A 24854-nucleotide genomic window follows, 5' to 3' on the forward strand; every position below is an offset into this window, starting at 1 on the left:
CAGGCTGCTCCACCCCGCGTCCGTGGATGCGCACTATACTCTGCTGACTCATTGTTGCAACCCTTTTTAAGTAAAAATACCCTAATAGTATGTAAATTGAACGAATTAGATACAATAAGGCGATTTTTTGCGCAAAATTTGCCCTTGGGCATGTAATCGCATTTCAATCACTGTAGCGGTTTGTTATCTTCATTTCGCAGAAACGGGCAACTAAAAGACGAGATATAATGAAAGGACGTTGGGCGAAGTATCTGATGACGGGCGCAATGGTAGCGATTCTTGCGGCCTGCTCCTCCAAACCGACCGATCGCGGTCAGCAATATAAAGACGGGAAATTTACCCAGCCTTTCTCCTTAGTGAACCAGCCCGATGCCGTCGGGGCGCCAATTAACGGTGGTGACTTTGCTGAGCAGGTAAGCCAGATCCGTACCGCCTCTCCGCGCCTGTATGGCTCACAGAATGCCGTTTATAACGCGATTCAGGAGTGGTTACGCGCCGGGGGAGATACCCGCATGCTGCGTCAGTACGGTATTGATGCCTGGCAGATGGAAGGGGCCGATAACTATGGCAACGTCCAGTTTACCGGCTACTACACGCCGGTAGTGCAAGCGCGTCATACCCGCCAGGGTGAATTCCAGTATCCTATCTACCGTATGCCACCGAAGCGTGGCCGCCTGCCGTCCCGCGCCGAGATCTATGCGGGGGCGCTGAGTGACAACTATATCCTCGCCTACAGCAACTCGCTGATGGATAACTTCATTATGGATGTTCAGGGCAGTGGCTATATCGATTTCGGTGATGGCAGCCCGCTTAACTTCTTTAGCTATTCAGGTAAAAACGGCCATGCCTATCGCAGCATCGGCAAAGTCCTGATCGACCGCGGTGAAGTTAAACGCGAAGATATGTCGATGCAGGCTATCCGTGAGTGGGGCGAGAAGCACAGCGAAAGCGAAGTCCGTGAACTGCTGGAGCAGAACCCTTCCTTCGTCTTCTTCAAACCGCAAAACTTTGCGCCAGTGAAAGGGGCTAGCGCGGTGCCGCTGATTGGCCGCGCGTCCGTCGCCTCTGACCGTACAGTGATCCCGCCAGGCACCACGCTGTTAGCAGAGGTACCGACGCTGGATAATAACGGTAAGTTCTCCGGTCAGTACGAACTGCGCCTGATGGTCGCTCTCGACGTAGGTGGCGCCATAAAGGGCCAGCACTTTGATATCTATCAGGGGATTGGCCCGGATGCGGGTCACCGCGCGGGCTGGTATAACCACTATGGCCGCGTCTGGGTGCTGAAAACGGCGCCGGGCACGGGTGGCAGCGTCTTTAGCGGCTAAATGTGGTACATTAACGTCATGCTTTCTGCTCTCTGACGGGGGCCGGGGTGAGGGATAACTCTCACCCCTTTTTACATCTGAGGTCATATGTCTGTGGTAATCAGCGACGCCTGGCGCCAGCGTTTTGGCGGCACAGCGCGTCTTTACGGTGAAAATGCCCTGCAACTCTTTGCCGGGGCGCATGTTTGCGTAGTCGGGATTGGCGGTGTCGGCTCCTGGGCGGCGGAAGCGCTTGCGCGAACCGGTATCGGTGCCATTACGCTTATTGATATGGATGATGTCTGCGTCACCAATACCAACCGGCAGATCCATGCCCTGCGCGACAGCGTGGGCCTGGCCAAATCTGAAGTCATGGCGGATCGTATTCGCCAGATCAACCCTGAGTGTCGGGTAACGGTGATCGATGACTTCGTGACGGCGGATAACGTGGCGCAGTATATGAGTGCCGGTTATAGCTATGTGATCGATGCTATTGATAGCGTGCGCCCGAAAGCGGCGCTGATTGCTTACTGCCGTCGGTATAAGGTGCCCCTGGTTACCACGGGGGGAGCTGGCGGGCAAATTGATCCGACCCAGATTCAGGTGAGCGATCTGGCAAAAACCATTCAGGATCCGCTGGCTGCAAAATTACGCGAGCGGCTGAAAAGCGATTTCAACGTAGTCAAAAACAGCAAAGGTAAACTGGGGGTGGACTGCGTCTTCTCGACGGAAGCGCTGGTTTATCCGCAGGCCGATGGCACCGTCTGCGCAATGAAGAGCACGGCAGAAGGGCCAAAACGGATGGATTGTGCCTCCGGCTTTGGTGCGGCCACCATGGTGACCGCCTCCTTTGGCTTTGTGGCGGTCTCTCACGCCCTGAAGAAAATGATGGCGAAGGCGAACCGTCAGGCCTGACGCGCAGCCTCCAGCACCGCTTCACTCAGCGCATTCAGCCCCTGGCTGCGGGATGCGCTGAGCTGGGCGCGTAACCCCAGCTCATCGAACAGCGTGAGCGGGTCGCGGGCCAGCAGCTGCGCTGCGCTTTTGCCTTCGACAGCCGTGAGCAGCACGGCCAGCAGTCCCCGCACAATACGCCCTTCACTGTCGCCCATAAAATGCAGCTTATCACCTACCCGGGTGACACCCAGCCAGACGCGGTTTTCACAACCGGGGATCTCTCTGGCCTGTGCTTTGAGTTCATCGGAAAGCGCCGGCAGGTGTTTGCCAAGCAGGATGAGCTGGCGATATTTATCTTCCCACTGATTAAGCGGAGCGAAGGTCTCTTTTAACGTCTCTTCTGTGATGACGGTGCCGAACGGGTGTCCGGCCAGGGTAGGGCTTGTCATTAATCCACCAGTAGTGCAAGTGCGCGATCCACGGCGGCGACCAGCGCCTCGACATCGCTTTGGGTATTGTAAGGGGCAAAGGACGCGCGCAGGGTGCCGCTTACGCCCAGTGCTGCCAGCAGCGGCTGGGCGCAGTGCTGCCCGGCACGCAGGGCGATACCTGACTGGGCAAGCAACGTAACCATATCGCTATGATGAACGCCTGCAAAATCAAAGGCCAGCAGGCTGGAGTCCTGAACACGAAACGAACGAAAGCCCGGACGCGTTTTTAATGCCTCTTCAGCCAGCGTCGCCAGCCCGCGGCTCCAGCTTTCGGCCTGCGCCACGTCAATGTCTGCAAGCCACTCCAGGGCAGCGCTCAGGCCTATCACCCCCGCGACGTTCGGCGTACCGGCCTCCAGGCGATAAGGCACCGGCTGTGTTTTGAATCCGTCAAAACTGACTTCACTAATCATCTTTCCGCCGCCCAACCAGGGCGACATCTGCTCCAGTAACCCGGCCTTTCCGTAAAGGACGCCGATGCCGGTAGGACCATACAGCTTGTGGCCTGAGAAAGCGTAGAAATCAATATCCAGCGCCTGTACATCCGCCGGGAAGTGCACCACTCCCTGAGCGCCGTCCACCATCACCACCATATTATGGGCGTGAGCCAGGGTTATCGCCTGGGCGAGATCGGGGCAGCCCCCCGTGACGTTCGACATCTGCCCGAGAGCGAGGATCCGGCTTTGTGGGGTAATCAACGCCTCCAGACGCGCAAGATCGGGCAGCAGGTCGGCGCCCAGAGGCAGTTTCACGACTTTAGCGCCGGTCTGCTCTGCCACCATTAACCACGGGACAAGATTGGCGTGATGCTCAGCTTCACTGACAATGATCTCGTCACCCGGCTGCAGACGCGGGCGAGCAAAGCTCTGGGCCACCATGTTTATCGCTTCGGTGGTGCCGCGGGTCCAGACAATGTTTTTGCCGCTTTCGGCATGGATCAGGCGCGCCACCTGTTCGCGAGCCGCTTCATAGCGCGCGGTCAGGCGCTGGGCTTCGGCAAACTGGCTACGATGCACATTGCCCGCGCTCAGGCTGTAAAACTGGTTAGTGGCTTCGATGACCGCCGTTGGCTTAAGGGCGGTAGCGGCGCTATCAAGGTAGACGCCGGCATCAGCCAGCGCCGGAAACTGGGCGCGAAAGTGGGCAGGACTGAAAGCGTTCATGGGACTCCTCATGGTCATCGCTAGATCGTCGCGCAAAATTCCCGGCAGAGCAAGGAGGTTGATCTCTATCGGAATTGTCTGTTTATCCTGGCATCCTGCGTGAAGCACGTTATGCTGAATAGTGTTAGGTGAGTGTCTGAGCCTGTCATAAAACGAGCTATGAATAGCATTAATTGCTGAAGGAGAAGAATTATGAAAAAGACTGCCGCGATCATCTCTGCCTGTATGTTTACTTTTGCCCTGAGCGCCTGTTCTGGTAACAACTATGTGATGCATACCAACGATGGTCGTTCCATCGTGTCTGAAGGGAAGCCGCAGACCGATAACGATACCGGTATGATTTCCTATAAGGATGCCAACGGGAATAAGCAGCAGATCAACCGCTCTGATGTAAAAGAGATGGTAGAACTGAACAAGTAAGGGAATAGCAGACAAAAAAAAGCACCGCAATTAGGCGGTGCTACATTAATCACTATGGACAGACAGGGTAAATGTACAGGAAGTGAAAAATTGGTAGCGTTGCTACCGTGGTCTGAATCGCAGACCAATTGCAAACACAACAACACAACATCACAACCGTAAGCCAAAAGCCCCTCAGAACACGCATTCCGAAAAAGCTCTTCGTTCCGGCTCAGGAAGTGCCGCCACTATAGGTATTTGCTGGTAGTTCCTCAACGGACAAATTATAATGGCTCAGATAAAAAAAACTAATAGGTTAACTATTGTTTCCTGTTTGTTAAAAGCCTTTAACATCTAAGCCATAAAGCCATGTCAAAGCGATTACCACCACTGAACGCATTACGTGTTTTTGATGCTGCTGCCCGCCATTTGAGTTTCACTCGCGCGGCAGATGAGCTATTTGTGACACAGGCCGCAGTAAGTCATCAAATCAAGTCTCTTGAGGACTTTCTGGGGCTTAAGCTGTTCCGTCGACGCAACCGTTCTCTCTTATTAACGGAAGAGGGACAGAGCTATTTTCAGGATATCAAAGAGATTTTTTCACAGCTGACAGAGGCGACCCGCAAACTGCAAGCGCGCAGTGCAAAAGGGGCCCTGACGGTCAGTTTATTGCCCAGTTTTGCCATCCAGTGGCTGGTGCCGAGGCTCACAAGCTTTAACTCAGCTTATCCGGGAATCGACGTTCGAATCCAGGCGGTGGACCGTCAGGAAGATAAGCTCGCGGATGATGTCGACGTGGCGATTTTTTATGGTCGCGGTAACTGGCCGGGCTTGCGTGTCGAAAAATTATACGCAGAATATCTGCTGCCGGTCTGCTCACCGCTATTATTAACGGGTGAAAAGGCGCTGAAAACACCTGCCGACCTGGCGAAACATACTCTTTTGCATGATGCTTCTCGCCGCGACTGGCAAACTTATACCCGTCAGTTGGGTCTGAACCATATCAATGTACAGCAGGGGCCCATCTTCAGCCACAGCGCGATGGTGTTACAGGCTGCTATTCACGGGCAGGGCGTGGCGTTGGCGAACAACGTGATGGCTCAGTCCGAAATTGAGGCAGGCCGCCTGGTCTGTCCATTTAATGATGTTCTGGTCAGTAAAAATGCGTTTTATCTGGTTTGTCATGACAGTCAGGCAGAACTGGGTAAAATAGCCGCCTTCCGGCAATGGATACTGGCGAAAGCGGCCAGTGAGCAAGAGAAATTCCGCTTTCGTTATGAGCAATAAATGATTTCGCGTGCCTGCACGCATGACTTTGGGACAGGAACATGACCAGCCGTTTCATGCTAATTTTCGCCGCAATAAGTGGCTTTATTTTCGTTGCGCTGGGCGCCTTCGGTGCGCATGTATTAAGTAAATCGTTGGGTGCTGTCGAGATGGGCTGGCTCCAGACCGGCCTTGAGTATCAGGCGTTTCATACCCTGGCGATATTCGGTTTAGCGGTTGCCATGCAGCGCCGTATTAGCATCTGGTTCTACTGGAGCAGCGTTTTCCTCGCGCTCGGTACCGTATTGTTCAGCGGCAGCCTTTACTGCCTGGCGCTGTCACATTTACGCCTCTGGGCGTTTGTTACCCCTGTCGGCGGCGTCTGCTTCCTGGTGGGGTGGTTTTTAATGTTGATTGGTTCTATCCGTCTGAAACGCAAGGGCGTTGTTCATGAATAAAGTTGTTTTATATTGTCGCCCGGGCTTTGAGAAAGAGTGCGCTGCGGAAATCACCGATAAAGCCGCTAAGCGAGAGGTATTTGGTTTTGCCCGCGTCAAAGAGGACTCGGGTTATGTGGTATTCGAGTGCTATCAGCCGGATGACGCAGAAAAACTGGTGCGCGAGCTGCCGTTTAGCTCCCTGATTTTTGCCCGCCAGATGTTTGTGGCAGGCGAGCTGCTCAAAGATCTCCCGCCTGAAGATCGTATTACGCCTATCGTCGGTATGCTGCAGGGTGTCGTTGAGAAGGGGGGCGATCTGCGCGTTGAAGTCGCCGATACCAACGAAAGCAAAGAGTTGATGAAGTTCTGCCGCAAATTCACCGTACCGCTGCGTGCAGCTCTGCGTGAAGCAGGCGTACTGACCAACTACGAGACGCCAAAACGTCCTGTTGTGCATATCTTTTTCATTGCGCCGGGCTGCTGCTACGCAGGCTATTCGCTCACCACCAATAACTCACCGTTCTATATGGGGATCCCGCGCCTGAAGTTCCCGTCTGACGCGCCGAGCCGCTCCACGCTGAAGCTGGAAGAGGCGTTTCATGTCTTTATTCCGGCTGATGAGTGGGACGAACGCCTGGCTAATGGCATGCACGCGGTGGATCTGGGGGCTTGCCCTGGTGGCTGGACCTATCAGCTGGTGAAGCGCAACATGTGGGTTGCCTCCGTTGATAACGGCCCGATGGCGCAGAGCCTGATGGATACCGGGCAGGTGACCTGGCTGCGTGAGGATGGCTTCCGCTATCGCCCGACCCGCAATAACATCACCTGGATGGTATGCGATATGGTAGAAAAACCGGCGAAAGTGGCTGCGCTGATGGCCTCCTGGCTGGTAAATGGCTGGTGTCGTGAAACCATTTTCAACCTCAAGCTGCCAATGAAGAAGCGCTACGAAGAGGTGTCGCAGAACCTGGCTTATATTCAGGAGCAGATGGATGCTAACGGTATTAACGTGGTGATCCAGGCGCGTCAGTTGTATCACGATCGCGAAGAGGTGACGGTACATGTTCGTCGCTGGTGGGCTGCGGTCGGTGGACGCCGCGACGAGCGATAGTGCACTGAAATCCCCTCATCTCCTGGGGGCGAGGGGGAAAAGTCTGCGCGGTCTGATCCCCTCTCCCCCGGGAGAGGGCTAGGTTGAAGTCAATTACCGCGTTAACCGCAACTGCTGTAAATTCCCGTCGAGCTGTAAATCCGTCTGTAATCTCGCCACGTCCCGACAGATAAACGCCATCTCTTTATGCTCCACCAGTTTCTTACGCCACTTTTCAGGCACCTCATCCAGCCGGTCATAGATACCTTCCAGAGAGTGAAAGTCGTTCAAGAGCTGGGCTGCGCTTTTCGGCCCGATACCGGCCACGCCGGGCACCTTTGAACTGCTAATGCCTGCCAGCCCCCAGTAGTCGGGAAGTTGCTCAGGGGTCACGCCAAATTCACTGGCGATAAAGGGGGCATCCAGCCAGCGTTTCTGAAAGTAATCACGAATGCGGATGGTGGGGGAGAGCAACTGGCAGTAGCCTTTGTCGGTAGAGACGATTGTGGCCTGATGTCCGGCGCTGGCTACTTTGACCGCCAGCGTAGCCGCGAGATCGTCGGCTTCGTTGCCCCGGGCCCCCCAGCAGGGAACGCCATGCTGTTCAAATGCCGTACGCAGGGCTGGCATTTCGCTGTGCAGGTCGTCGGGCATAGGAGCGCGTCCGGCTTTGTAGTCGGGCAGACGCTGATGTCGCCAGCCGGTATTGCGCGCTTCGTCGTCAAATACCGCCACCACATGCGTGGGCTCGCTGTGGCGGATTAACTGCTCCAGCGCGTGGACGCAGGTATCCTTACAGGGCGTCCCCTGTACCGCATGGATACGGCGAATCAGGTTAAGCGCGTCGACAATAAGCAAATGAACAGCCACAGATAATCTCCTTCCATCTTGTGAATAAAGGGTATCACTGTCGGCAGGATGAAACTACGCGTGGTGGGTGAAACGGGAAAGCGCCTCGCAAAAACGAGGCGCAAAAGGTTAGTCGCAGGCAACGATTTTCATCGCCAGGCCGCCGCGGGAGGTTTCGCGGTATTTGGCGTTCATGTCTTTACCGGTCTCGAACATGGTTTCGATAACCTTATCGAGGCAGACGCGCGGCTCGCTGGTGCGGCGCAGGGCCATACGCGCAGCGTTAACCGCTTTTACCGAGGCAATCGCGTTACGCTCAATGCAGGGGACTTGTACCTGTCCGGCAACCGGGTCGCAGGTAAGGCCAAGGTTGTGTTCCATACCGATTTCCGCCGCAATACAGACTTGCGCCGGGCTACCGCCGAGCAACTCAGCCAGACCTGCTGCAGCCATCGAGCAGGCCACGCCAACCTCACCCTGACAGCCCACTTCGGCGCCGGAGATAGACGCATTCATCTTATAGAGCGAACCAATCGCGCTGGTCACCAGCATATAGCGTGCCAGTGAGTTAGCGTTCACTTCGCGGATGAATTTGTCGTAGTAAGCCAGTACTGCCGGCACGATCCCGCACGCGCCATTGGTCGGCGCCGTTACCACACGTCCACCAGCGGCGTTCTCTTCGTTCACGGCCAGCGCAAACATATTGATCCAGTCCACGACCGCCATCGGGTCTGTGGTGGTCTTATCGGCGCTGACCAGCATGCGGCGCAGCGCGGCGGCACGACGTGGAACGCGCAGCTTACCCGGTAATACGCCTTCGGTCGTAATTCCGCGCTCAATCCCGCCACGCATCACTTCCCAGACGTTCGCAAAGTGCTGTTCCAGCTCTTCTTTGCTGTGCAGCGCCAGCTCGTTTTTCATCATCAGGCCAGAGAGCGACAGACCGCTCTCCTGACAATGGCGTTGCAGATCGGCTGCCGATTTGTACGGGTAAGGCACCGCCACGGTGTCGTTGCTGCTTTGCCCGAAGTGTTCTTCGTCGACGATAAAACCGCCGCCGATAGAGTAATAGGTTTTGCTGTGCAGGACTTTATCGCCAGCTAACGCGGTAATACGCATGCCATTTTCATGCAGCGACAGGTTATCCGCATGGAAATTCATGCAGTGGTCAACCGGGAACTCAACCTCATGTTCGCCGTTCGCCAGCAGCAGACGACCATGGGTATTCACGTCCTGGATAAAGCTCGGGATCGCATCAATATCGACGGTATCCGGCAGGTTACCCGCCAGACCCATGATAATGGCGATATCCGTATGGTGACCTTTTCCGGTTAAGGAGAGGGAGCCATAGACATCCACGACTACGCGGGTGGTGTCATGGAGAATGCCGTGTGAAATCAGATCGTCCGTGAATTGTTTACCGGCTTTCATTGGGCCAACAGTATGAGAGCTGGAGGGACCAATACCGATTTTGAAAATATCGAATACGCTAATCATGATGCGTCCGTTGCTTTCAGTCTGAAGAGGAGAGAGTGCGCCGCCCGAGGACGGCGCGAAAGGAATTAAGCGAACAGCGAGTAGAAGATAGCGGAGATGGCAATCAGGCCCATAATCACAACGAATACGTTGCTGATATGGCCGCTGTATTTACGCATCGCAGGCACTTTCTGAATCGCATACATTGGCATCAGGAACAGAATCATCGCGATAACCGGGCCGCCCAGGGTTTCAATCATCCCCAGGATGCTTGGGTTCAGGGTTGCAACTGCCCAGGTGGTCAGCAGCATAAACAGCGCAGTGATTTTGTTCAGCTTGTTGATTTCAATGCTCTTGCCTTTACCGCGCAGAGATTTAATCACCATACCGTTGAAGCCTTCACGTGCGCCCAGGTAGTGGCCCAGGAAGGATTTAGTGATCGCGATAATGGCGATAATTGGCGCCATCCAGGCAATCAGCGGTGCGTTAAAGTGGTTCGCCAGGTAAGAGAGAATAGAGATGTTCTGCTCTTTCGCCGCCGCCAGATCCGCCGGAGAGAGGCTCAGTACGCAGCTGAAGACGAAGAACATAACGGTCAGCACCATCATGATGTGCGCACGTGCCAGAATGCTGGAGCATTTCTTCTCTGCTTTATCGCCGTACTCTTCACGCTTCGCTACTGCGAAGGAGGAGATGATCGGCGAGTGGTTGAAGGAGAAGACCATCACCGGGATTGCCAGCCACAGGGTCAACAGCAGGCCGTTGCCGGTTGCGGAAGCGCTGCTCAGAGACAGGGTTTCCAGCGCTGCACCGTTCCACTGTGGGATCAGGTAGCAAGCCAGCAGCATCAGCGCCGCAACGAACGGGAAGACCAGCACGCTCATCGCTTTCACGATCATCTGCTCGCCGAAACGGACGATAGTCATCATGCCCACGATAAGGATCAGCGACAGAATGGCGCGCGGTGGCGGAGTCATCTGCAGCTGGTGCGTCATGAAGCTTTCAACCGTGTTGGTGATTGCCACGCTGTATACCAGCAGAATCGGGTAAATCGCGAAGAAGTAGAGCAGGGTAATCAGTTTACCTGCGCCAACGCCGAAGTGTTCTTCAACCACTTCCGTGATGTCTTCACCCGGGTTTTTACCGGACAGGACGAAACGGGTCAGACCGCGGTGGGCAAAGTAGGTCATCGGGAAAGCGATGATCGCCATGATGATCAGCGGGATCAGACCGCCTACGCCTGCGTTGATTGGAAGGAACAGTACACCAGCGCCGATTGCTGTGCCGTACAGGCCAAGCATCCACATGGTATCCGTTTTGCGCCAGCCGCTTCGGGAATCAATCGAAGCAACGGTGCTGGTTTGAGTAGTTTCCATCTGTATCTCCTGGAGGAAGCGAATTGTCAGGTTTTTTTAGTCGAATCCGATAAAAAAGTGCCCAACGGTAATATGAAATTCGTTTAGTGACGGTTTTTATATAATTTTTGCCCGTAACTATTGGCGGGCGGAAAGATACATTTTCGTTATGAATCCTTCAGTGATCTTGATCCCAATTGCAATAATCCACTTTTGAGATGCATATCTTTAGACCATTTATCTGCTAAAAAAACTTCAAAGCGAATTTACGGGCGCGAAGGCTACCATTAACGACATACAGGCTGAAAGCGTTACCAGAGAGATAGGTGGCTTACGCTGTAAAGATGGTGATTTTCAGGATATTCCAGCAAATAACCTTGATTAGTGGTGATATTTTCCGGTTACACATTCCAGGTAAACGTTTGCGCGCGCAGCAGAATGCGAAAAACTATAAGATTGAGGAATGATAGGGGTGTATCTATATGCCTGATGACTATGAACAAGATGATGAGGAGCGCAGGGGAGGGAAATTGCCCGGCATGTTAACCGGGCAAAAGCAGATTAGGCGCAGATTTCGTAGCAGGGGATATAGGCAGAGCCCGGTAATTTCATACGATGCTGAGCAACGAAGCCCTGCAGCAGGTCGTCCATACGGCGCATCATTTCAGGATCGCCATGTATTTTATAAGGGCCGTACGCCTCGATGGCGCGGATCCCCACCTCTTTCACGTTACCCGCCACGATGCCAGAGAAGGCACGACGCAGATCCGCAGCCAAAACTTCAACGGGCTGATCAGGGTAAAGTTTCAGGTTCGCCATATTTTCATGCGACGGTTCAAACGGGATCTGTAGATCCGGGGCGATACGGATAGACCAGTTAAAGCTGTAGGCATCCCCGGTTTCGCGACGGTTCTCTTTGACCAGCGGCATCGCTTTCTTCATTTGCCGCGCCACTTCCGCCGCGTCATCGATGATGATGCGATAGTGACGACGAGCCGCCTCGCCCAGCGTATGGACAATAAATTCATCCAGCACGCGGAAGTAATCTGCGCTTTCTTTCGGGCCGGTGAGGATCAGCGGCAGCACCTGATCCTTGTTCGCCGGGTGCATCAGAATGCCGAGCAAGTACAGCAGCTCTTCTGCGGTACCTACCCCGCCCGGGAAGATGATTATACCGTGCGCAATACGGACAAACGCCTCAAGGCGTTTTTCGATATCCGGCATGATAATCAGTTCGTTAACCAGCGGGTTAGGCGGCTCAGCGGCAATGATCGAGGGTTCGGTCATCCCGATAAAACGCCCCTCTTTGTAGCGCTGCTGGGCATGGCCTACGGCAGCCCCTTTCATTGGCGCTTCCATAGCGCCCGGGCCGCAGCCGGTGCAGATATTCAGTTCACGCAGGCCCAGTTGGGTTCCCACCCGACGGGCATACAAATACTCGGTTTCGTTGATGGAGTGGCCACCCCAGCAGACGACCATACTCGGCGCTTCGCCCACGTGCAGGGCACGGGCGTTACGTAAAATAGAAAAGACCAGGTTGGTAATGTGGGTCGAGCTTTCCAGATCCAGATGCTGGAATCGCCCGGCGTTGCTGATTTGGCCATTAACAAACAGAATGTCACGCAGCACCGCAAAGAGGTTCGCCTGCAGGGAGCGAATAATGCGCCCATCCACAAAGGCATCTTCCGGTGGATTAATCAGTTCCAGCTTCACGCCGCGTTCGCGACGCAGGACGTTAATGTCAAAACTTTCGAAGCGCGAGAGCAGCTCTTTGCTGTTATCGGTCTGGCTTCCGGAGTTCAGAACGGCAAGTGAACAGTTGCGAAACAGTTGATAAAGATCGCTGCTGGCCGTGCTTTTAAGCATGTCCACTTCCAGCTGCGACAACATATCCATAGAGCCAAGCGGGCTAATATGTGTAATCAAGTGAGCTCCTTATGGGACGTTTATCGTCATTCCCTGTTGATTACAATAGCCCTGGCTTATGACCTTTCACAACCTAAAGCGCGGAACAGACCGCGCATTATTGTGAAATTATTTACTTTACTGACGGACCAGGCGGCCGGTGGCCGGCACAAAATTGCTGTTACTGCGCCATGGATTGATATCCAGGCCGCCGCGGCGGGTATAGCGGGCGTACACGCTCAGGGACTCTGGCTGACAGAAGTGCAGAATGTCATTAAAAATCCGCTCTACGCACTGCTCGTGAAATTCGTTGTGATGACGGAAAGAGACGAGGTAGCGCAGCAGTTTTTCACGATCGATTTTGCCACCGCGGTACTGAATCTGTACCGAGCCCCAGTCCGGCTGATGGGTGATCAGACAGTTAGATTTCAGCAGGTGGCTCACCAGGGTCTCTTCCACTACATCGCCGCTGGCAGCATCTTGCAGATAAGCGGTGTCAAATTCGTAGTTGTCGATGTCGATGGCCTGCTCGTCGATACAGGTACCGTGCAGGTGAGCGATGGGCTGGCCTTCCAGTTCATGCAGGCGATAGAGCGCCACCGTCACCTTACCCTGGGCGCAGGCGCTTAAATCGCGCTGCAAGGTTTCTTGTACCTCTTCCCAGCTCGTGAATCGCGTCTGATTAAAGCTATTGAGATAGAGCTTAAAGCTTTTGGACTCCACCAGATTCACGCAGGTGTAGTCCAGTTCGACATGGCCTACCGCCACTTGCGGCAGGCCGCGCGCATTGAGCCATGAAAGCTCGTACAGCGTCCAGATATCACCGCCATGGAAGGGGAGAGCATCTGCGCTCAGCCCCAGCGGATCGCGGTTCAGACTACGCGGCACGCCCTGGAGCAGGCTGGCGTCATAGACATCACGATAATCGGTGGTTTTACCCAATGTTAAGCCCGTCAGGGCCTGATTTCCTTCGTAAGACATGTTTCATTGTCGCTTTAACGGTAAACTATAGGGCTGAGTGTATCCTGGCTTAAGTGAAGAGAGAAATCGGTGGAAAAAGAGATCGCAGCTGCCCTGAAGGGCTTTACCACACGTTATTGTGATGCCTGGCATGATCAAAAGGGCACCTGGCCGCAAAGCGAAGAGTACGTAGGGGTTCCCTCTCCGTGCATCATCAGCACCTGCGACGGCGCGGTCATCTGGCAGCCGCAACCTTTCACGGCTGAGCAAAATGTAAAGGGCATTGAACGGGCGATGGACATTGTGGTACAACCAGCCGTTACTGCTTTCTATACCTCACAGTTTGCCGGGGATATGGGCGCCAGATTTGGCAATTGCACGATGATGTTGCTGCAAAGCTGGAGCGAAACCGATTTCCAGCGTGTGCAGGAAAATCTGATCGGCCATCTGGTCACACAGAAACGCCTTAAGTTATCGCCTACGCTTTTTATTGCCACACTGGATAGCGAGCTGGACGTAATTTCCCTGTGCAACCTTTCCGGCGAGGTGATTAGAGAGACGCTCGGCACCCGCCAACGTGAAGTTCTCGCAAATAATCTTGCGGATTTCCTCAATCAATTACAGCCCGTCGTGTAATCCGGAATACTACTCGTCTTGTAAGAGATCTCTTACAAAGCTTGTGAGAGATCGCTGGAATCTTCTTAAGATAGTTTTTCAGATAATTCTTTTTATCTTCTTATAATCAACCATTTATATGGTATCACACGCTGCTATTCACTTAGCGCCGCCTTCGTCAGGCTTACAGCATGCCTTGTAAGACGAAGCGGAATGGCGGATTCTATATTCGTTGACAGGAAGTCAACACCAGCAACGAACATCAGGATGATGGCGTTACTAAAGCAGGACACGTCAGGAAGGCGTTACAAGGAAGGCTTCTGGACGAAGCAAAGCGGAACACGCAGGACGCGTAAGGGACACCTCCAGGAAGGAGAACGAGAGCCGGTCAGGATGCCCGGTGGGTCAGGAAGGCCAGGACGTCTCAGGATGGACAATCACGCCAGGACGGTGTGATGCAGGATGCAGCGGTAAACGGATGACCAGGCCTTCGGGTCAGAGGAAAAGTTGTCACGGATGAGCAGGGAGCACGAAAAGTAGCTGGATTGCTGCGAAACGAACCGGGAGCACTGTTTTTACAGTGCTCCCTTTTTTTATTTCTGCGCGGTCTTTGCTATGCTGCGCGCCGTTCAGATTTTCAGTGGAGGTGATATGACCCATCACGAAAGCGTGCGCGCGCAGTTGCACGCACTCGAAGCCCTAATGCAGGCGCAGCAGCTCTGGCAAACAGCGGCGCCAGCGCCAGAGGCGTTTGCCAGTACGCAGCCATTCTGCCTGGACACCCTGGCACCGTTTGAGTGGCTGCAGTGGGTAATGATCCCGCGACTGCACGCTCTGCTTGATAGCGGTCATCCGCTGCCGCAAGCTTTTGCCGTTGCACCCTATTACGAAATGGCGCTGGATGCCGCCCACCCCGCGCGCGATGCGCTGCTGGCGGAACTCGAGGCGCTCGACGCCCTGTTCGGCGGCAAAGCATGATTGAAATCCTTTATCAGGATGAGTGGCTGGTGGCGGTGAATAAGCCCTCCGGCTGGCTTGTGCACCGCAGCTGGCTCGATCGCGATGAAAAAGTGGTGGTGATGCAAACCGTGCGCGACCAGATTGGGCAGCACGTATTTACTGTCCATCGTCTCGATCGCCCTACCTCTGGTGTCCTGCTGATGGGGCTTTCCAGCGAGGCCGGGCGCCTGTTGTCGCAGCAATTCGAACAGCATCAGATGCAGAAACGTTACCACGCTATTGTGCGCGGCTGGTTAACGGAGACGGCGACCCTCGATTACCCGCTGGTGGAAGAGCTGGATAAAATCGGCGATAAATACGCGCGCGAAGACAAAGACCCACAGCCTGCGGTGACGCACTATCGCGGCTTTGCCACCACCGAAATGGCTGTGGCTACCAGTAAATTCCCCACTACCCGATACAGTCTGGTGGAGCTGGAGCCCAAAACCGGGCGCAAACATCAACTTCGTCGTCATCTGGCCCACCTCCGCCACCCGATTATTGGCGACAGCAAGCATGGCGACCTGCGCCAGAACCGCAGCGCCGCAGAACATTTTGGCTGCAATCGTCTGATGCTGCATGCCAGCCAGCTGAGTCTGACGCATCCCTTCACCGGCGAGCCGCTGGTTATCCGCGCCGGGCTGGATGAGGTATGGATGCAGGCCCTGTCACAGTTTGGCTGGCGTGGACAACTCCCCGAAAATGAAAGGGTTGAGTTTGCCGCCGCCAACGTTCAGGATGAACAGCAATCGCATTCAACGTAGGGAGTCATGTATGGCTGAGGTCGGAATTTTTGTCGGCACGATGTACGGCAACGCGCTACTGGTCGCCGAAGAGGCCGAAACTATCCTTGGGGAGATGGGCCATAAAGCGACGGTGTATGAAGATCCTGAGCTGGCCGACTGGCAGAAGTATCAGGGACAGTATGCGCTGGTCGTCACGTCCACTACCGGGCAGGGCGATCTGCCGGATAGTATTGTTCCGCTGTTCCAGGGGCTTAAAGATCTGGGATACCAGCCTGAGATGCGCTACGGCATTATCGCGCTCGGTGACAGCAGCTACGCCAACTTCTGCGGTGGCGGCAAGCTCTTCGATGCCCTGTTACAGGAGCAGAGTGCTAAGCGCGTGGGCGACATGCTGATGATTGACGCCGCCGAGCATCCTGAACCCGAGAGCGAATCCAACCCCTGGGTTGAACACTGGGGCACACTTCTCGGCTAAAGGCTGGCCCTCCCGCGCCGGGAGGGCTTTCTATTGCGTCAAGCGACCTGTTTCACATTCTTCTCTTTCTTCCCCCCACTTGTTCACTTCAGCCACGTTTCCGTGAACTGCCTTCCATTGGGTTGGGCTTATGCCAAAAACAACCTGCATGCGATCCGCCAATGTTGTGGTGTTGCACGGTGAGGGAGAGGTTGCCCCTTTCTTATACTTTTCTCGCCAGTTAAAAAATATGCAGCCAACAAGGCAAATATGACCTTGAGTACAAAAACTGCAAAACACTAACACGTCATTCTGATTACCCTACAGGTTGTGCTGTTCAGAATGAACGTAGCGATAAAAGCTATGATTCAGGAGTGCAACAATGAGTACATTTAGCCACGCGGCGAGCAGCGCTGAGAAGCGCACTAACGCTCGCTACTGGATAGTGGTGATGTTGTTTATCGTCACATCCTTTAACTATGGCGACCGCGCCACCCTGTCAATTGCCGGTTCAGAGATGGCAAAAGATATCGGGCTCGATCCCGTCGGTATGGGTTATGTTTTCTCCGCTTTCTCATGGGCCTATGTTATTGGCCAGATCCCCGGCGGCTGGTTGCTTGACCGCTTCGGCTCCAAACGCGTCTATTTCTGGTCCATCTTTATCTGGTCCATGTTTACCCTGCTGCAGGGGTTCGTCGATATCTTTAGCGGTTTTGGCATTATCGTTGCGCTCTTTACGCTGCGCTTCCTGGTCGGGCTGGCAGAAGCGCCATCGTTCCCGGGAAACAGTCGAATCGTGGCGGCCTGGTTCCCGGCGCAGGAGAGGGGAACGGCGGTGGCGATCTTTAACTCGGCGCAATACTTCGCCACGGTTATTTTTGCCCCGATCATGGGTTGGCTGACTCACGAAGTGGGCTGGTCGCACGTGTTCTTCTTCATGGGCGGACTGGGGATCGTAATCAGCTTTATCTGGCTGAAAGTGATCCACGAGCCGAACCAACACCCTGGCGTGAATAAAAAAGAGCTGGAGTACATTGCTGAAGGCGGCGCGCTGATCAACATGGATCAGAAAAGCGAGAAAGTAAAAGTGCCGTTCAGCCAGAAATGGGGGCAGATCAAACAGCTCATCGGCTCGCGCATGATGATCGGCATCTATCTGGGTCAATACTGTATCAATGCCCTGACCTATTTCTTTATCACCTGGTTCCCGGTCTATCTGGTGCAGGCGCGCGGCATGTCGATTCTGAAAGCGGGTTTTGTCGCCTCTGTTCCGGCGGTCTGCGGCTTTATTGGTGGGGTACTGGGCGGGGTCATTTCCGACTGGCTGATGCGTCGTACCGGTTCGCTGAATATTGCGCGTAAAACCCCCATCGTACTGGGCATGCTGCTCTCCATGACCATGATCTTCTGCAACTACGTAAGCGCCGAGTGGATGATTATCGGCTTTATGGCGATGGCCTTCTTCGGCAAGGGCATCGGTGCGCTGGGATGGGCCGTCATGGCCGATACCGCGCCGAAAGAGATCAGCGGCCTGAGCGGCGGTCTGTTCAACATGTTCGGCAATATCTCCGGTATCGTTACCCCGATTGCCATTGGTTACATCGTGGGAACCACGGGCTCCTTTAACGGCGCGCTGATTTATGTGGGCGTTCATGCTCTGGTCGCCGTACTGAGCTACCTGGTGCTGGTGGGAGATATTAAACGTATTGAACTGAAACCTGTGGGAGAACGCGCCTGATGAACACTCAAGCAAGCCCCATTGTGACGGATATGCAGGTTATCCCTGTCGCCGGCCAGGACAGTATGCTGCTGAATATCGGCGGTGCGCACCATGCTTACTTCACCCGTAACATCGTGGTGCTGACGGATAACGCCGGGAATACCGGCGTCGGTGAAGCGCCGGGCGGCGAAGTTATTTATCAGACGCTGGTGGATGCCACTTCGCTGGTGGTAGGGCAAGAGGTCGCCCGCCTGAATAAAGTGGTGCAACAGGTGCATAAGGGCAATCAGTCAGCAGATTTCGATACCTTTGGCAAAGGTGCCTGGACCTTTGAACTGCGGGTCAACGCGGTGGCGGCGCTGGAGGCCGCGCTGCTTGATCTGCTGGGGAAAGCGCTGCATGTGCCGATCTGCGAACTGCTTGGTCCGGGCAAACAGCGCGATGCAGTCACGGTGCTGGGTTATCTGTTCTATGTCGGGGATCGCAACAAAACCGATCTGCCTTATCTGGCGCATACGCCTGGCAGCCATGACTGGTATCACCTGCGCCATCAGGAGGCGCTCTCCAGCGAGGCCGTGGTCCGCCTGGCCGAGGCGGCGCAAGATCGTTACGGTTTTAAAGATTTCAAACTGAAGGGCGGCGTGCTGCCGGGCGAACAGGAGATCGACAGCATTCGGGCGCTGAAAAAGCGTTTCCCTGAGGCGCGAATCACCGTGGACCCTAATGGTGCCTGGCTGCTGGACGAGGCTATCGGGCTGTGTAAAGGGCTGGGGGATGTCCTGACCTACGCGGAAGATCCGTGTGGGGCAGAGCAGGGCTTCTCCGGACGCGAGGTGATGGCGGAATTTCGCCGCGCCACCGGGCTGCCGGTGGCCACCAACATGATCGCGACAAACTGGCGTGAAATGGGTCATGCGGTGATGCTGAACTCGGTCGATATCCCGCTGGCTGATCCCCATTTCTGGACCCTCTCCGGCGCAGTGCGCGTTGCGCAACTGTGCGACGACTGGGGCTTAACCTGGGGCTGCCACTCCAATAACCACTTTGATATCTCGCTGGCGATGTTTGCCCACGTGGGGGCCGCCGCGCCCGGTAAGCCGACCGCCATCGATACGCACTGGATTTGGCAGGAGGGCGATGCGCGCCTGACCAAAAATCCTCTGGAAATTAAGAACGGCATGATTGCTGTTCCGGATGCGCCGGGTCTCGGCGTAGAGCTTGACTGGGATCAGATCCATAAAGCCAATGCGCTGTATAAAAAGCTGCCTGGTGGGGCGCGTAATGACGCAGGCCCGATGCAGTATCTCATCCCCGGCTGGACATTTGATCGCAAACGCCCGGCGTTTGGTCGCCACTGATTAAAAGGATTGAAATATGAGTACTTTTTCTACCCCTGTCGTCACCTCCATGCAGGTTATCCCGGTCGCCGGCCATGACAGCATGTTAATGAACCTGAGCGGCGCACATGCCCCGTTCTTCACTCGTAACATCGTGATCATTAAAGACAACGCTGGCCATACTGGCGTGGGTGAGATTCCGGGCGGTGAGAAGATCCGCAAAACGCTGGAAGATGCGATTCCGTTGGTGGTGGACAAACCGCTGGGTGAATACAAAAACATCCTTAACGTAGTACGTAGCACCTTTGCCGATCGTGATGCGGGCGGGCGTGGTCTACAAACCTTTGACCTGCGTACGACCATCCATGTGGTCACGGGGATTGAAGCGGCGCTGCTTGATCTGCTCGGTCAGCACCTGGGCGTCAACGTTGCCTCGCTGCTGGGCGACGGTCAACAGCGCAGCGAAGTGGAGATGCTGGGCTACCTGTTCTTTGTGGGCAATCGCAAACTGACCCCGCTGCCGTATCAAAGCCAGCCGGATGAGAAACTCGACTGGTATCGCATCCGTCATGAGGAGGCAATGACTCCGGATGCGGTGGTGCGTCTGGCAGAGGCAGCCTATGAAAAATATGGCTTTAACGATTTCAAACTGAAAGGGGGCGTGCTGGCTGGTGAAGAAGAGGCTGAGGCCATTACCGCACTGGCAAAACGTTTCCCGCAGGCGCGCGTGACGCTGGATCCCAACGGGGCCTGGTCGCTGGAAGAGGCCATCCGCATTGGTAAACAGCTGAAAGGGGTACTGGCCTACGCGGAAGATCCGTGCGGTGCCGAGCAGGGCTTCTCAGGCCGTGAAGTGATGGCGGAGTTCCGCCGCGCGACGGGCCTGCCCACCGCTACTAATATGATCGCTACCGACTGGCGTCAAATGGGGCACACGCTCTCGCTGCAGTCGGTCGATATTCCGCTGGCCGATCCGCACTTCTGGACGATGCATGGTTCCGTGCGGGTGGCGCAGATGTGTCACGAGTTCGGCCTGACCTGGGGTTCACACTCCAATAACCACTTTGATATCTCGCTGGCGATGTTTACCCACGTGGCCGCCGCGGCACCGGGGACGATTACCGCTATCGATACCCACTGGATCTGGCAGGAGGGGAACCAGCGTCTGACCAAAGAGCCGTTTGAGATCAAGGGCGGGATGGTGCAGGTGCCGTCGAAGCCAGGTCTTGGCGTTGAACTGGATATGGATCAGGTAATGAAAGCCCACGAGTTGTATCAGAAGCACGGGCTGGGCGCGCGTGATGACGCGATGGGCATGCAGTATCTGATCCCGAACTGGACGTTTGATAACAAACGCCCCTGCATGGTGCGTTAAGCCGCATGCCGGTTCCTGACGGGGCCGGCATTTCCTCCGATTATTCGGGTGTAAGCTAACGAGAGTTAACAGGCGTAAGGACGGCTTATGAAAATAGTGATTGCACCGGACTCATACAAAGAAAGTTTGAGTGCTCTGGCAGTCGCAACGGCGATTGAGCAAGGTTTTTGCGAGATTTTTCCCACGGCAGAGTACGTCAAACTGCCGGTTGCTGATGGCGGTGAAGGCACCGTCGAAGCAATGGTGGCCGCCACTCAGGGCGAAATTGTTCACGTGCGCGTAACCGGGCCGCTGGGCGAAAGCGTTGAGGGGTTTTATGGCCGCTCGGGTGACAAAGAGAGCGCCTTTATTGAAATGGCTGCGGCGAGCGGCCTTGAACTGGTTGCCCCTTCTCAACGTAATCCACTCAAAACCACCTCCTGGGGAACCGGAGAGCTGATCCGCCACGCGCTGGATGCGGGCGTTAACCATATCATTATCGGCATCGGCGGCAGCGCAACCAACGACGGCGGTGCCGGTATGGTGCAGGCGCTGGGGGCGAAACTTCTTAACGCGCAGGGGGAGCCAATTGGCCCCGGCGGCGAGGCGCTGGAGAACATTTCACGCATTGATATTAGCGGTCTGGATAAACGGCTGGTCGGGTGCCGCATTGATGTGGCCTGTGACGTAACCAATCCGCTCACCGGCAAAGAGGGGGCTACCGCCGTCTTTGGCCCACAAAAAGGGGCGACCCCTGAGATGATCGCGCGGCTGGATAAGGCGCTGGAACACTATGCGCAGGTGATCGCCCGGGATCTCGACATTGATGTACTCAGCCTCGAAGGCGGGGGGGCTGCGGGGGGGATGGGTGCCGCACTCTACGCGTTCTGTGGTGCGCACCTGCGCCAGGGAATTGAGATCGTGACCGACGCGCTAGATCTTGATCGGCAGGTAGCCGATGCGGATCTGGTGATCACCGGTGAAGGGCGCATCGACAGCCAGACCATTCACGGCAAAGTGCCCGTCGGCGTGGCGAAAATCGCTAAACGTTACAACAAGCCGGTTATCGGCATCGCCGGCAGCCTGACTGCCGACGTGGGCGTAGTACATGACCACGGACTGGATGCCGTCTTTAGCGTCCTCTATACCATCTGCACGCTGGAAGAGGCGCTGGAAAACGCCAGCGAGAACGTTCGCATGACGGCCCGCAACGTTGCGGCGGCAGTGAAAGTGGGAATGGGAGCCTGAGCTCCCTTTGCTCCCGCTGGCGGTTACAACACCAGAATTTTGGTGGCTTCCCGCGTGACGTTATCCATCTCATCCAGCAGTTCCAGAAACTCAGGCTCCAGCTCGCTTTCCGGGGTGCCGGAACGTAATTGCTGTTCCAGTAGCTGACAGAGATTTTTCAGACGCGGTACGCCGCTATAGCCGCAGCTGCCATGCAGCTTATGGATGGCTTCGAGCAGATCCGGCGGATTTTCTCCAACCAGTTGTTCTTCCACCTTGTTGCGAATTTCCGGCAGGAAAGCGATCAGCATTTGCAGCATCTCCCTGGCGAGATCCGGTTTCCCCGCCGCCTGGCGTAATGCCAGCTGCCAGTCGAAGGTAGCGTTATTGTTTATCGCCGGCTCCGGGCTTTCAGGCGGGGCAATCCAGCTGGTGGTTGTCGGGCCGGGTTTGTAGCGCAGCAGCAGGCTATGCAGCTTCTCTTCATCGATCGGCTTGGCCAGATAGTCATTCATGCCTGCGCCGAGCAGCTTCTCCTTCTGTCCGGCCATCGCGTGCGCCGTAACGGCAATCACCGGCGTTTGCTGCTGGTGCGGCAGTTGGCGAATCAGCTCGCAGGCGCGGATGCCATCCATGTCGGGCATCTGAATATCCATCAGAATCAGATCAAACTGCATCTGCCGGGCGCGCTCCACCGCTTTTGCCCCGCTTTCGCACAGTTCAATATGCTGTACCTGATCTTCCAGCAGTACGCCAATGAGCTTCAGGTTGGCCGGGTTATCGTCCACCGCCATCACCGTCATCGACAGCTTGCTCTCATCGTTCACCAGCGGCACGGCATAGTGATTCAGACGACAATATTCAGTGAGTGCTGGCAACAGGCGCGTGGAGGTGAGCGGTTTTAACAGACAGGCCGCGGCGCCGTCATGCTTCAGCTCTTCGGCGTTAATCTGGGCGTGGCAGGGGAGAGCCAACAGCAGGTAATCGGTCATGGACGCAGCTTTTGCCAGCCGCTCCTGCTGCATGGTCAGTTCACCGGTAATGGTCACCGGGATCCCCATCAGCAGAATATCGTAATGGTCTTGCGGCAGCGCCGAGAAGGTCGGGCTGTAAATCACCTCCAGCGGGGTGATGCTGAGCACATCCAGCGTGCTCTGAGCCGCGGCGGTATTCGGCTCAACGTAAGCCAGTCGCTTGCCCCGCAGGCAGTCCATGACCGGGCCATCGGTCACCACGTTGGGGTTAAGATCGAGATTGATATGGAACCAGAAGGTGGAGCCCCGGTTCGGCTGACTGTGGAAGGAGATATCCCCGCCCATCTCTTTCACCAGCTTCTGGGTGATGACCAGACCCAGCCCGGTACCGCCATGGCGACGCGAGATGCTGGCATCCGCCTGACGAAATGCCTGGAACAGCCGGGACTGATCGCGCTCGGGGATGCCAATGCCGGTGTCGCGGATCTGTACTTCTATCTGCACTTTAGTGTTACTGAGCGCGCGTTTCTCCACCAGGACGTCGATATTGCCGCTTTCGGTAAATTTAATGGCATTGCCCACCAGATTCGTGATCACCTGCTGTAGGCGCAGCGGGTCGCCAATCACGTTGTCCGGCACATCATTCTTGATGTTCAGCGTTAACTCCAGCCCCTTATCATGGGAGGAGTGGGCCAGTAGCGTAACCACTTCATCCAGCGTGTTACGTAGCGGGAAGGGGATACTCTCCAGAATCAGCTTGCCCGCTTCCAGCTTCGAGAAGTCGAGCACATCGTTAATGATAGTCAGCAGGTTATTCGCCGAACGCTCGATGGTATGCAGATGATCGCGCTGGGTTGGATTAAGCTCCGTTTTCAGCGTCAGGCGGGTAAAGCCAATCACGCCATTCAGTGGCGTACGCAGCTCGTGCGACATATTGGCCAGGAACTCAGATTTAATGCGCGCCGCCTCCTGGGCACGCTTTTTGGCCAGATCCAGCTCGACGTTCTGGATCTCCATCTGTTCCAGGGTTTCACGTAAATCAGAGGTGGCCTGGTCAACGTTGTGCTGCATCTCCTCGTGGTAGGCAGCCAGCGACATCGCCATGGAGTTGATGCCGTTTTTCAACATATCCAGTTCGCCGAGCATAAATCCTTCAACGCGGCTATCAAGCTGACCCCGACGAATACGGTCAACGGTGTTCACCATGTTGCGGATAGGGCTGGTCACGTCGCGCATCAGACGCCAGCCAAAGATCAGGGCGATACCGATACAGAAGAGCATCATCACCGAGGAGATAAAAATTTCTTTGTACTGCTGGAGCCGCACGGACTTAAGATCCAACTCCAGCGCCACATATCCCAGCATATTACTGCTGGTTTTCGCATCCGATACGGCGGATTCATCAGGCGAATAGCTTTCGGAGATAATCGGGGTGCGTAAAATCATGGTATCGCCGCGGCGCACCACGCTCAGCCTGCGGGGAAACGGCGTGTTATCCGGGATTCTCAGCGTGCCAGGATCAAGGTGGAAATTTGAGGTCACGAACAGACGGTTATGTTCGTCATAGACGGAAATGGCTCGCACGATCTCCGAATGACGCCGGTGTAACACGCTAATAAGCTGGCCGATTGACTCGCGATTTTGCAAGTTCATACCGTATTCACTGGAGACGGCCAGCGGTTCGATAATGCTGGCTCCTGCGTCTTCCAGCTGACGCTGCAGGTCATGATAGCGGTGCACAACAAAGAAGATGCTCAGAAGCAAACCGATGAGAACGGTCGGGGCGAGGATCAAAATCATCATGCGCGCACGCAGGCTGTAGTTGGTCAT

22 protein-coding genes are annotated in these 24854 nt (G+C 55.4%); 14 read left to right on the forward strand and 8 right to left on the reverse strand.

The window, feature by feature from the left end; all coding sequences use genetic code 11:
* Positions 1–227: 227 nt before the first annotated feature.
* Entirely contained in the window at positions 228–1328 is a 1101-nt protein-coding gene (gene mltA / locus B3511_RS17565; RefSeq protein ID WP_286783941.1) for a murein transglycosylase A, read from the forward strand.
* Between the two features lie 87 nt (positions 1329–1415).
* Positions 1416–2222 (forward strand): tRNA cyclic N6-threonylcarbamoyladenosine(37) synthase TcdA, encoded by an 807-nt coding sequence (gene tcdA, locus B3511_RS17570; RefSeq protein ID WP_207292334.1) that lies wholly within the window; start codon positions 1416–1418, stop codon positions 2220–2222.
* Here the strand turns inward: tcdA and csdE are convergent.
* Positions 2213–2653 (reverse strand): cysteine desulfurase sulfur acceptor subunit CsdE, encoded by a 441-nt coding sequence (gene csdE, locus B3511_RS17575; protein ID WP_286783942.1) that lies wholly within the window; start codon positions 2651–2653, stop codon positions 2213–2215. The two genes, tcdA and csdE, sit on opposite strands and share 10 nt — an antisense overlap.
* The gene (gene csdA / locus B3511_RS17580; protein WP_040074220.1) at positions 2653–3858 is read right to left on the reverse strand and encodes a cysteine desulfurase CsdA; all 1206 of its coding nucleotides are present in this window, start codon (positions 3856–3858) and stop codon (positions 2653–2655) included. Before csdA ends, csdE begins: the two co-directional genes overlap by 1 nt.
* Before the next feature lie 192 nt (positions 3859–4050).
* Here csdA and B3511_RS17585 point away from each other — a divergent pair, with 192 nt between their 5' ends.
* From B3511_RS17585 to rlmM, 4 genes are all read left to right on the forward strand, one after another.
* Positions 4051–4278, forward strand: a complete 228-nt coding sequence (locus tag B3511_RS17585; protein ID WP_040074221.1) for a YgdI/YgdR family lipoprotein — start codon at positions 4051–4053, stop codon at positions 4276–4278.
* Positions 4279–4626: 348 nt separating this feature from the next.
* Positions 4627–5544 carry a glycine cleavage system transcriptional regulator GcvA gene (gene gcvA, locus B3511_RS17590; protein WP_040074222.1) on the forward strand — a complete coding sequence of 306 codons (918 nt, stop codon included), beginning with the start codon at positions 4627–4629 and terminating at the stop codon, positions 5542–5544.
* 41 nt (positions 5545–5585) lie between these two features.
* On the forward strand, positions 5586–5981 hold the full coding sequence (locus tag B3511_RS17595) for a DUF423 domain-containing protein (RefSeq protein ID WP_040074224.1): 396 nt from the start codon (positions 5586–5588) through the stop codon (positions 5979–5981).
* Positions 5974–7074 carry a 23S rRNA (cytidine(2498)-2'-O)-methyltransferase RlmM gene (gene rlmM / locus B3511_RS17600; protein ID WP_040074225.1) on the forward strand — a complete coding sequence of 367 codons (1101 nt, stop codon included), beginning with the start codon at positions 5974–5976 and terminating at the stop codon, positions 7072–7074. Before B3511_RS17595 ends, rlmM begins: the two co-directional genes overlap by 8 nt.
* A gap of 93 nt (positions 7075–7167) precedes the next feature.
* Here the strand turns inward: rlmM and xni are convergent, their stop codons facing one another.
* From xni to queF, 5 genes are all read right to left on the reverse strand, one after another.
* Complete coding sequence (xni, locus tag B3511_RS17605) at positions 7168–7923, reverse strand: flap endonuclease Xni (protein WP_212476418.1); 756 nt, start codon at positions 7921–7923, stop codon at positions 7168–7170.
* 108 nt (positions 7924–8031) lie between these two features.
* Positions 8032–9399: an L-serine ammonia-lyase gene (locus tag B3511_RS17610; protein ID WP_040074228.1), complete on the reverse strand. Its 1368-nt coding sequence runs from the start codon at positions 9397–9399 to the stop codon at positions 8032–8034.
* Between the two features lie 65 nt (positions 9400–9464).
* Entirely contained in the window at positions 9465–10754 is a 1290-nt protein-coding gene (locus B3511_RS17615) for an HAAAP family serine/threonine permease (RefSeq protein ID WP_046887072.1), read from the reverse strand.
* Positions 10755–11294: 540 nt separating this feature from the next.
* Positions 11295–12659, reverse strand: coding sequence for a nucleotide 5'-monophosphate nucleosidase PpnN (ppnN, locus tag B3511_RS17620; RefSeq protein ID WP_286783943.1), 1365 nt, complete (start codon positions 12657–12659; stop codon positions 11295–11297).
* A 117-nt stretch (positions 12660–12776) separates the two neighbouring features.
* A complete protein-coding gene (gene queF, locus B3511_RS17625) occupies positions 12777–13619 on the reverse strand; it encodes an NADPH-dependent 7-cyano-7-deazaguanine reductase QueF (RefSeq protein ID WP_286783944.1) in 843 nt (280 codons plus the stop codon).
* A 69-nt stretch (positions 13620–13688) separates the two neighbouring features.
* On the opposite strand from queF, the gene syd reads away from it, so the two are divergent.
* The 8 genes from syd to B3511_RS17665 all read left to right on the forward strand — a co-directional run bounded on the left by syd (position 13689) and on the right by B3511_RS17665 (position 22071).
* A complete protein-coding gene (syd, locus tag B3511_RS17630; RefSeq protein WP_046887069.1) occupies positions 13689–14234 on the forward strand; it encodes a SecY-interacting protein in 546 nt (181 codons plus the stop codon).
* Positions 14235–14864: 630 nt separating this feature from the next.
* Complete coding sequence (locus B3511_RS17635) at positions 14865–15191, forward strand: YqcC family protein (protein WP_040074233.1); 327 nt, start codon at positions 14865–14867, stop codon at positions 15189–15191.
* Positions 15188–15976, forward strand: a complete 789-nt coding sequence (truC, locus tag B3511_RS17640; RefSeq protein WP_286783945.1) for a tRNA pseudouridine(65) synthase TruC — start codon at positions 15188–15190, stop codon at positions 15974–15976. The genes B3511_RS17635 and truC overlap by 4 nt, the downstream gene beginning before the upstream one ends.
* 10 nt (positions 15977–15986) lie before the next feature.
* The gene (locus B3511_RS17645) at positions 15987–16433 is read left to right on the forward strand and encodes a flavodoxin (protein WP_212476414.1); all 447 of its coding nucleotides are present in this window, start codon (positions 15987–15989) and stop codon (positions 16431–16433) included.
* A gap of 361 nt (positions 16434–16794) precedes the next feature.
* Positions 16795–18150, forward strand: a complete 1356-nt coding sequence (gudP, locus tag B3511_RS17650) for an MFS transporter (protein ID WP_207292329.1) — start codon at positions 16795–16797, stop codon at positions 18148–18150.
* Entirely contained in the window at positions 18150–19490 is a 1341-nt protein-coding gene (locus B3511_RS17655; RefSeq protein WP_286783946.1) for an enolase C-terminal domain-like protein, read from the forward strand. Before gudP ends, B3511_RS17655 begins: the two co-directional genes overlap by 1 nt.
* 16 nt (positions 19491–19506) lie before the next feature.
* The gene (gene gudD / locus B3511_RS17660; protein WP_040074238.1) at positions 19507–20844 is read left to right on the forward strand and encodes a glucarate dehydratase; all 1338 of its coding nucleotides are present in this window, start codon (positions 19507–19509) and stop codon (positions 20842–20844) included.
* Positions 20845–20931: 87 nt separating this feature from the next.
* Positions 20932–22071, forward strand: a complete 1140-nt coding sequence (locus tag B3511_RS17665; RefSeq protein ID WP_286783947.1) for a glycerate kinase — start codon at positions 20932–20934, stop codon at positions 22069–22071.
* A gap of 23 nt (positions 22072–22094) precedes the next feature.
* On the opposite strand, the gene barA is transcribed toward B3511_RS17665, so the two are convergent.
* The gene (gene barA, locus B3511_RS17670) at positions 22095–24854 is read right to left on the reverse strand and encodes a two-component sensor histidine kinase BarA (protein WP_286783948.1); all 2760 of its coding nucleotides are present in this window, start codon (positions 24852–24854) and stop codon (positions 22095–22097) included.

Source organism: Leclercia sp. UBA1284, assembly GCF_002308415.1.
Taxonomy (GTDB): domain Bacteria; phylum Pseudomonadota; class Gammaproteobacteria; order Enterobacterales; family Enterobacteriaceae; genus Enterobacter; species Enterobacter pneumoniae.

Excerpts from the sequence above, each read along its gene's own strand:
- tcdA (WP_207292334.1), top strand. The coding sequence starts at position 1,416 with ATGTCTGTGGTAATCAGCGACGCCTGGCGCCAGCGTTTTGGCGGCACA.
- gcvA (WP_040074222.1), top strand. The coding sequence starts at position 4,627 with ATGTCAAAGCGATTACCACCACTGAACGCATTACGTGTTTTTGATGCT.
- rlmM (WP_040074225.1), top strand. The coding sequence starts at position 5,974 with ATGAATAAAGTTGTTTTATATTGTCGCCCGGGCTTTGAGAAAGAGTGC.
- gudP (WP_207292329.1), top strand. The coding sequence starts at position 16,795 with ATGAGTACATTTAGCCACGCGGCGAGCAGCGCTGAGAAGCGCACTAAC.
- B3511_RS17595 (WP_040074224.1), top strand. The coding sequence starts at position 5,586 with ATGACCAGCCGTTTCATGCTAATTTTCGCCGCAATAAGTGGCTTTATT.
- B3511_RS17610 (WP_040074228.1), bottom strand. The coding sequence starts at position 9,399 with ATGATTAGCGTATTCGATATTTTCAAAATCGGTATTGGTCCCTCCAGC.
- csdE (WP_286783942.1), bottom strand. The coding sequence starts at position 2,653 with ATGACAAGCCCTACCCTGGCCGGACACCCGTTCGGCACCGTCATCACA.
- mltA (WP_286783941.1), top strand. The coding sequence starts at position 228 with ATGAAAGGACGTTGGGCGAAGTATCTGATGACGGGCGCAATGGTAGCG.
- csdA (WP_040074220.1), bottom strand. The coding sequence starts at position 3,858 with ATGAACGCTTTCAGTCCTGCCCACTTTCGCGCCCAGTTTCCGGCGCTG.
- B3511_RS17615 (WP_046887072.1), bottom strand. The coding sequence starts at position 10,754 with ATGGAAACTACTCAAACCAGCACCGTTGCTTCGATTGATTCCCGAAGC.
- barA (WP_286783948.1), bottom strand. The coding sequence starts at position 24,854 with ATGACCAACTACAGCCTGCGTGCGCGCATGATGATTTTGATCCTCGCC.
- B3511_RS17645 (WP_212476414.1), top strand. The coding sequence starts at position 15,987 with ATGGCTGAGGTCGGAATTTTTGTCGGCACGATGTACGGCAACGCGCTA.
- gudD (WP_040074238.1), top strand. The coding sequence starts at position 19,507 with ATGAGTACTTTTTCTACCCCTGTCGTCACCTCCATGCAGGTTATCCCG.
- queF (WP_286783944.1), bottom strand. The coding sequence starts at position 13,619 with ATGTCTTACGAAGGAAATCAGGCCCTGACGGGCTTAACATTGGGTAAA.
- B3511_RS17585 (WP_040074221.1), top strand. The coding sequence starts at position 4,051 with ATGAAAAAGACTGCCGCGATCATCTCTGCCTGTATGTTTACTTTTGCC.
- B3511_RS17635 (WP_040074233.1), top strand. The coding sequence starts at position 14,865 with ATGACCCATCACGAAAGCGTGCGCGCGCAGTTGCACGCACTCGAAGCC.
- B3511_RS17655 (WP_286783946.1), top strand. The coding sequence starts at position 18,150 with ATGAACACTCAAGCAAGCCCCATTGTGACGGATATGCAGGTTATCCCT.
- B3511_RS17665 (WP_286783947.1), top strand. The coding sequence starts at position 20,932 with ATGAAAATAGTGATTGCACCGGACTCATACAAAGAAAGTTTGAGTGCT.
- truC (WP_286783945.1), top strand. The coding sequence starts at position 15,188 with ATGATTGAAATCCTTTATCAGGATGAGTGGCTGGTGGCGGTGAATAAG.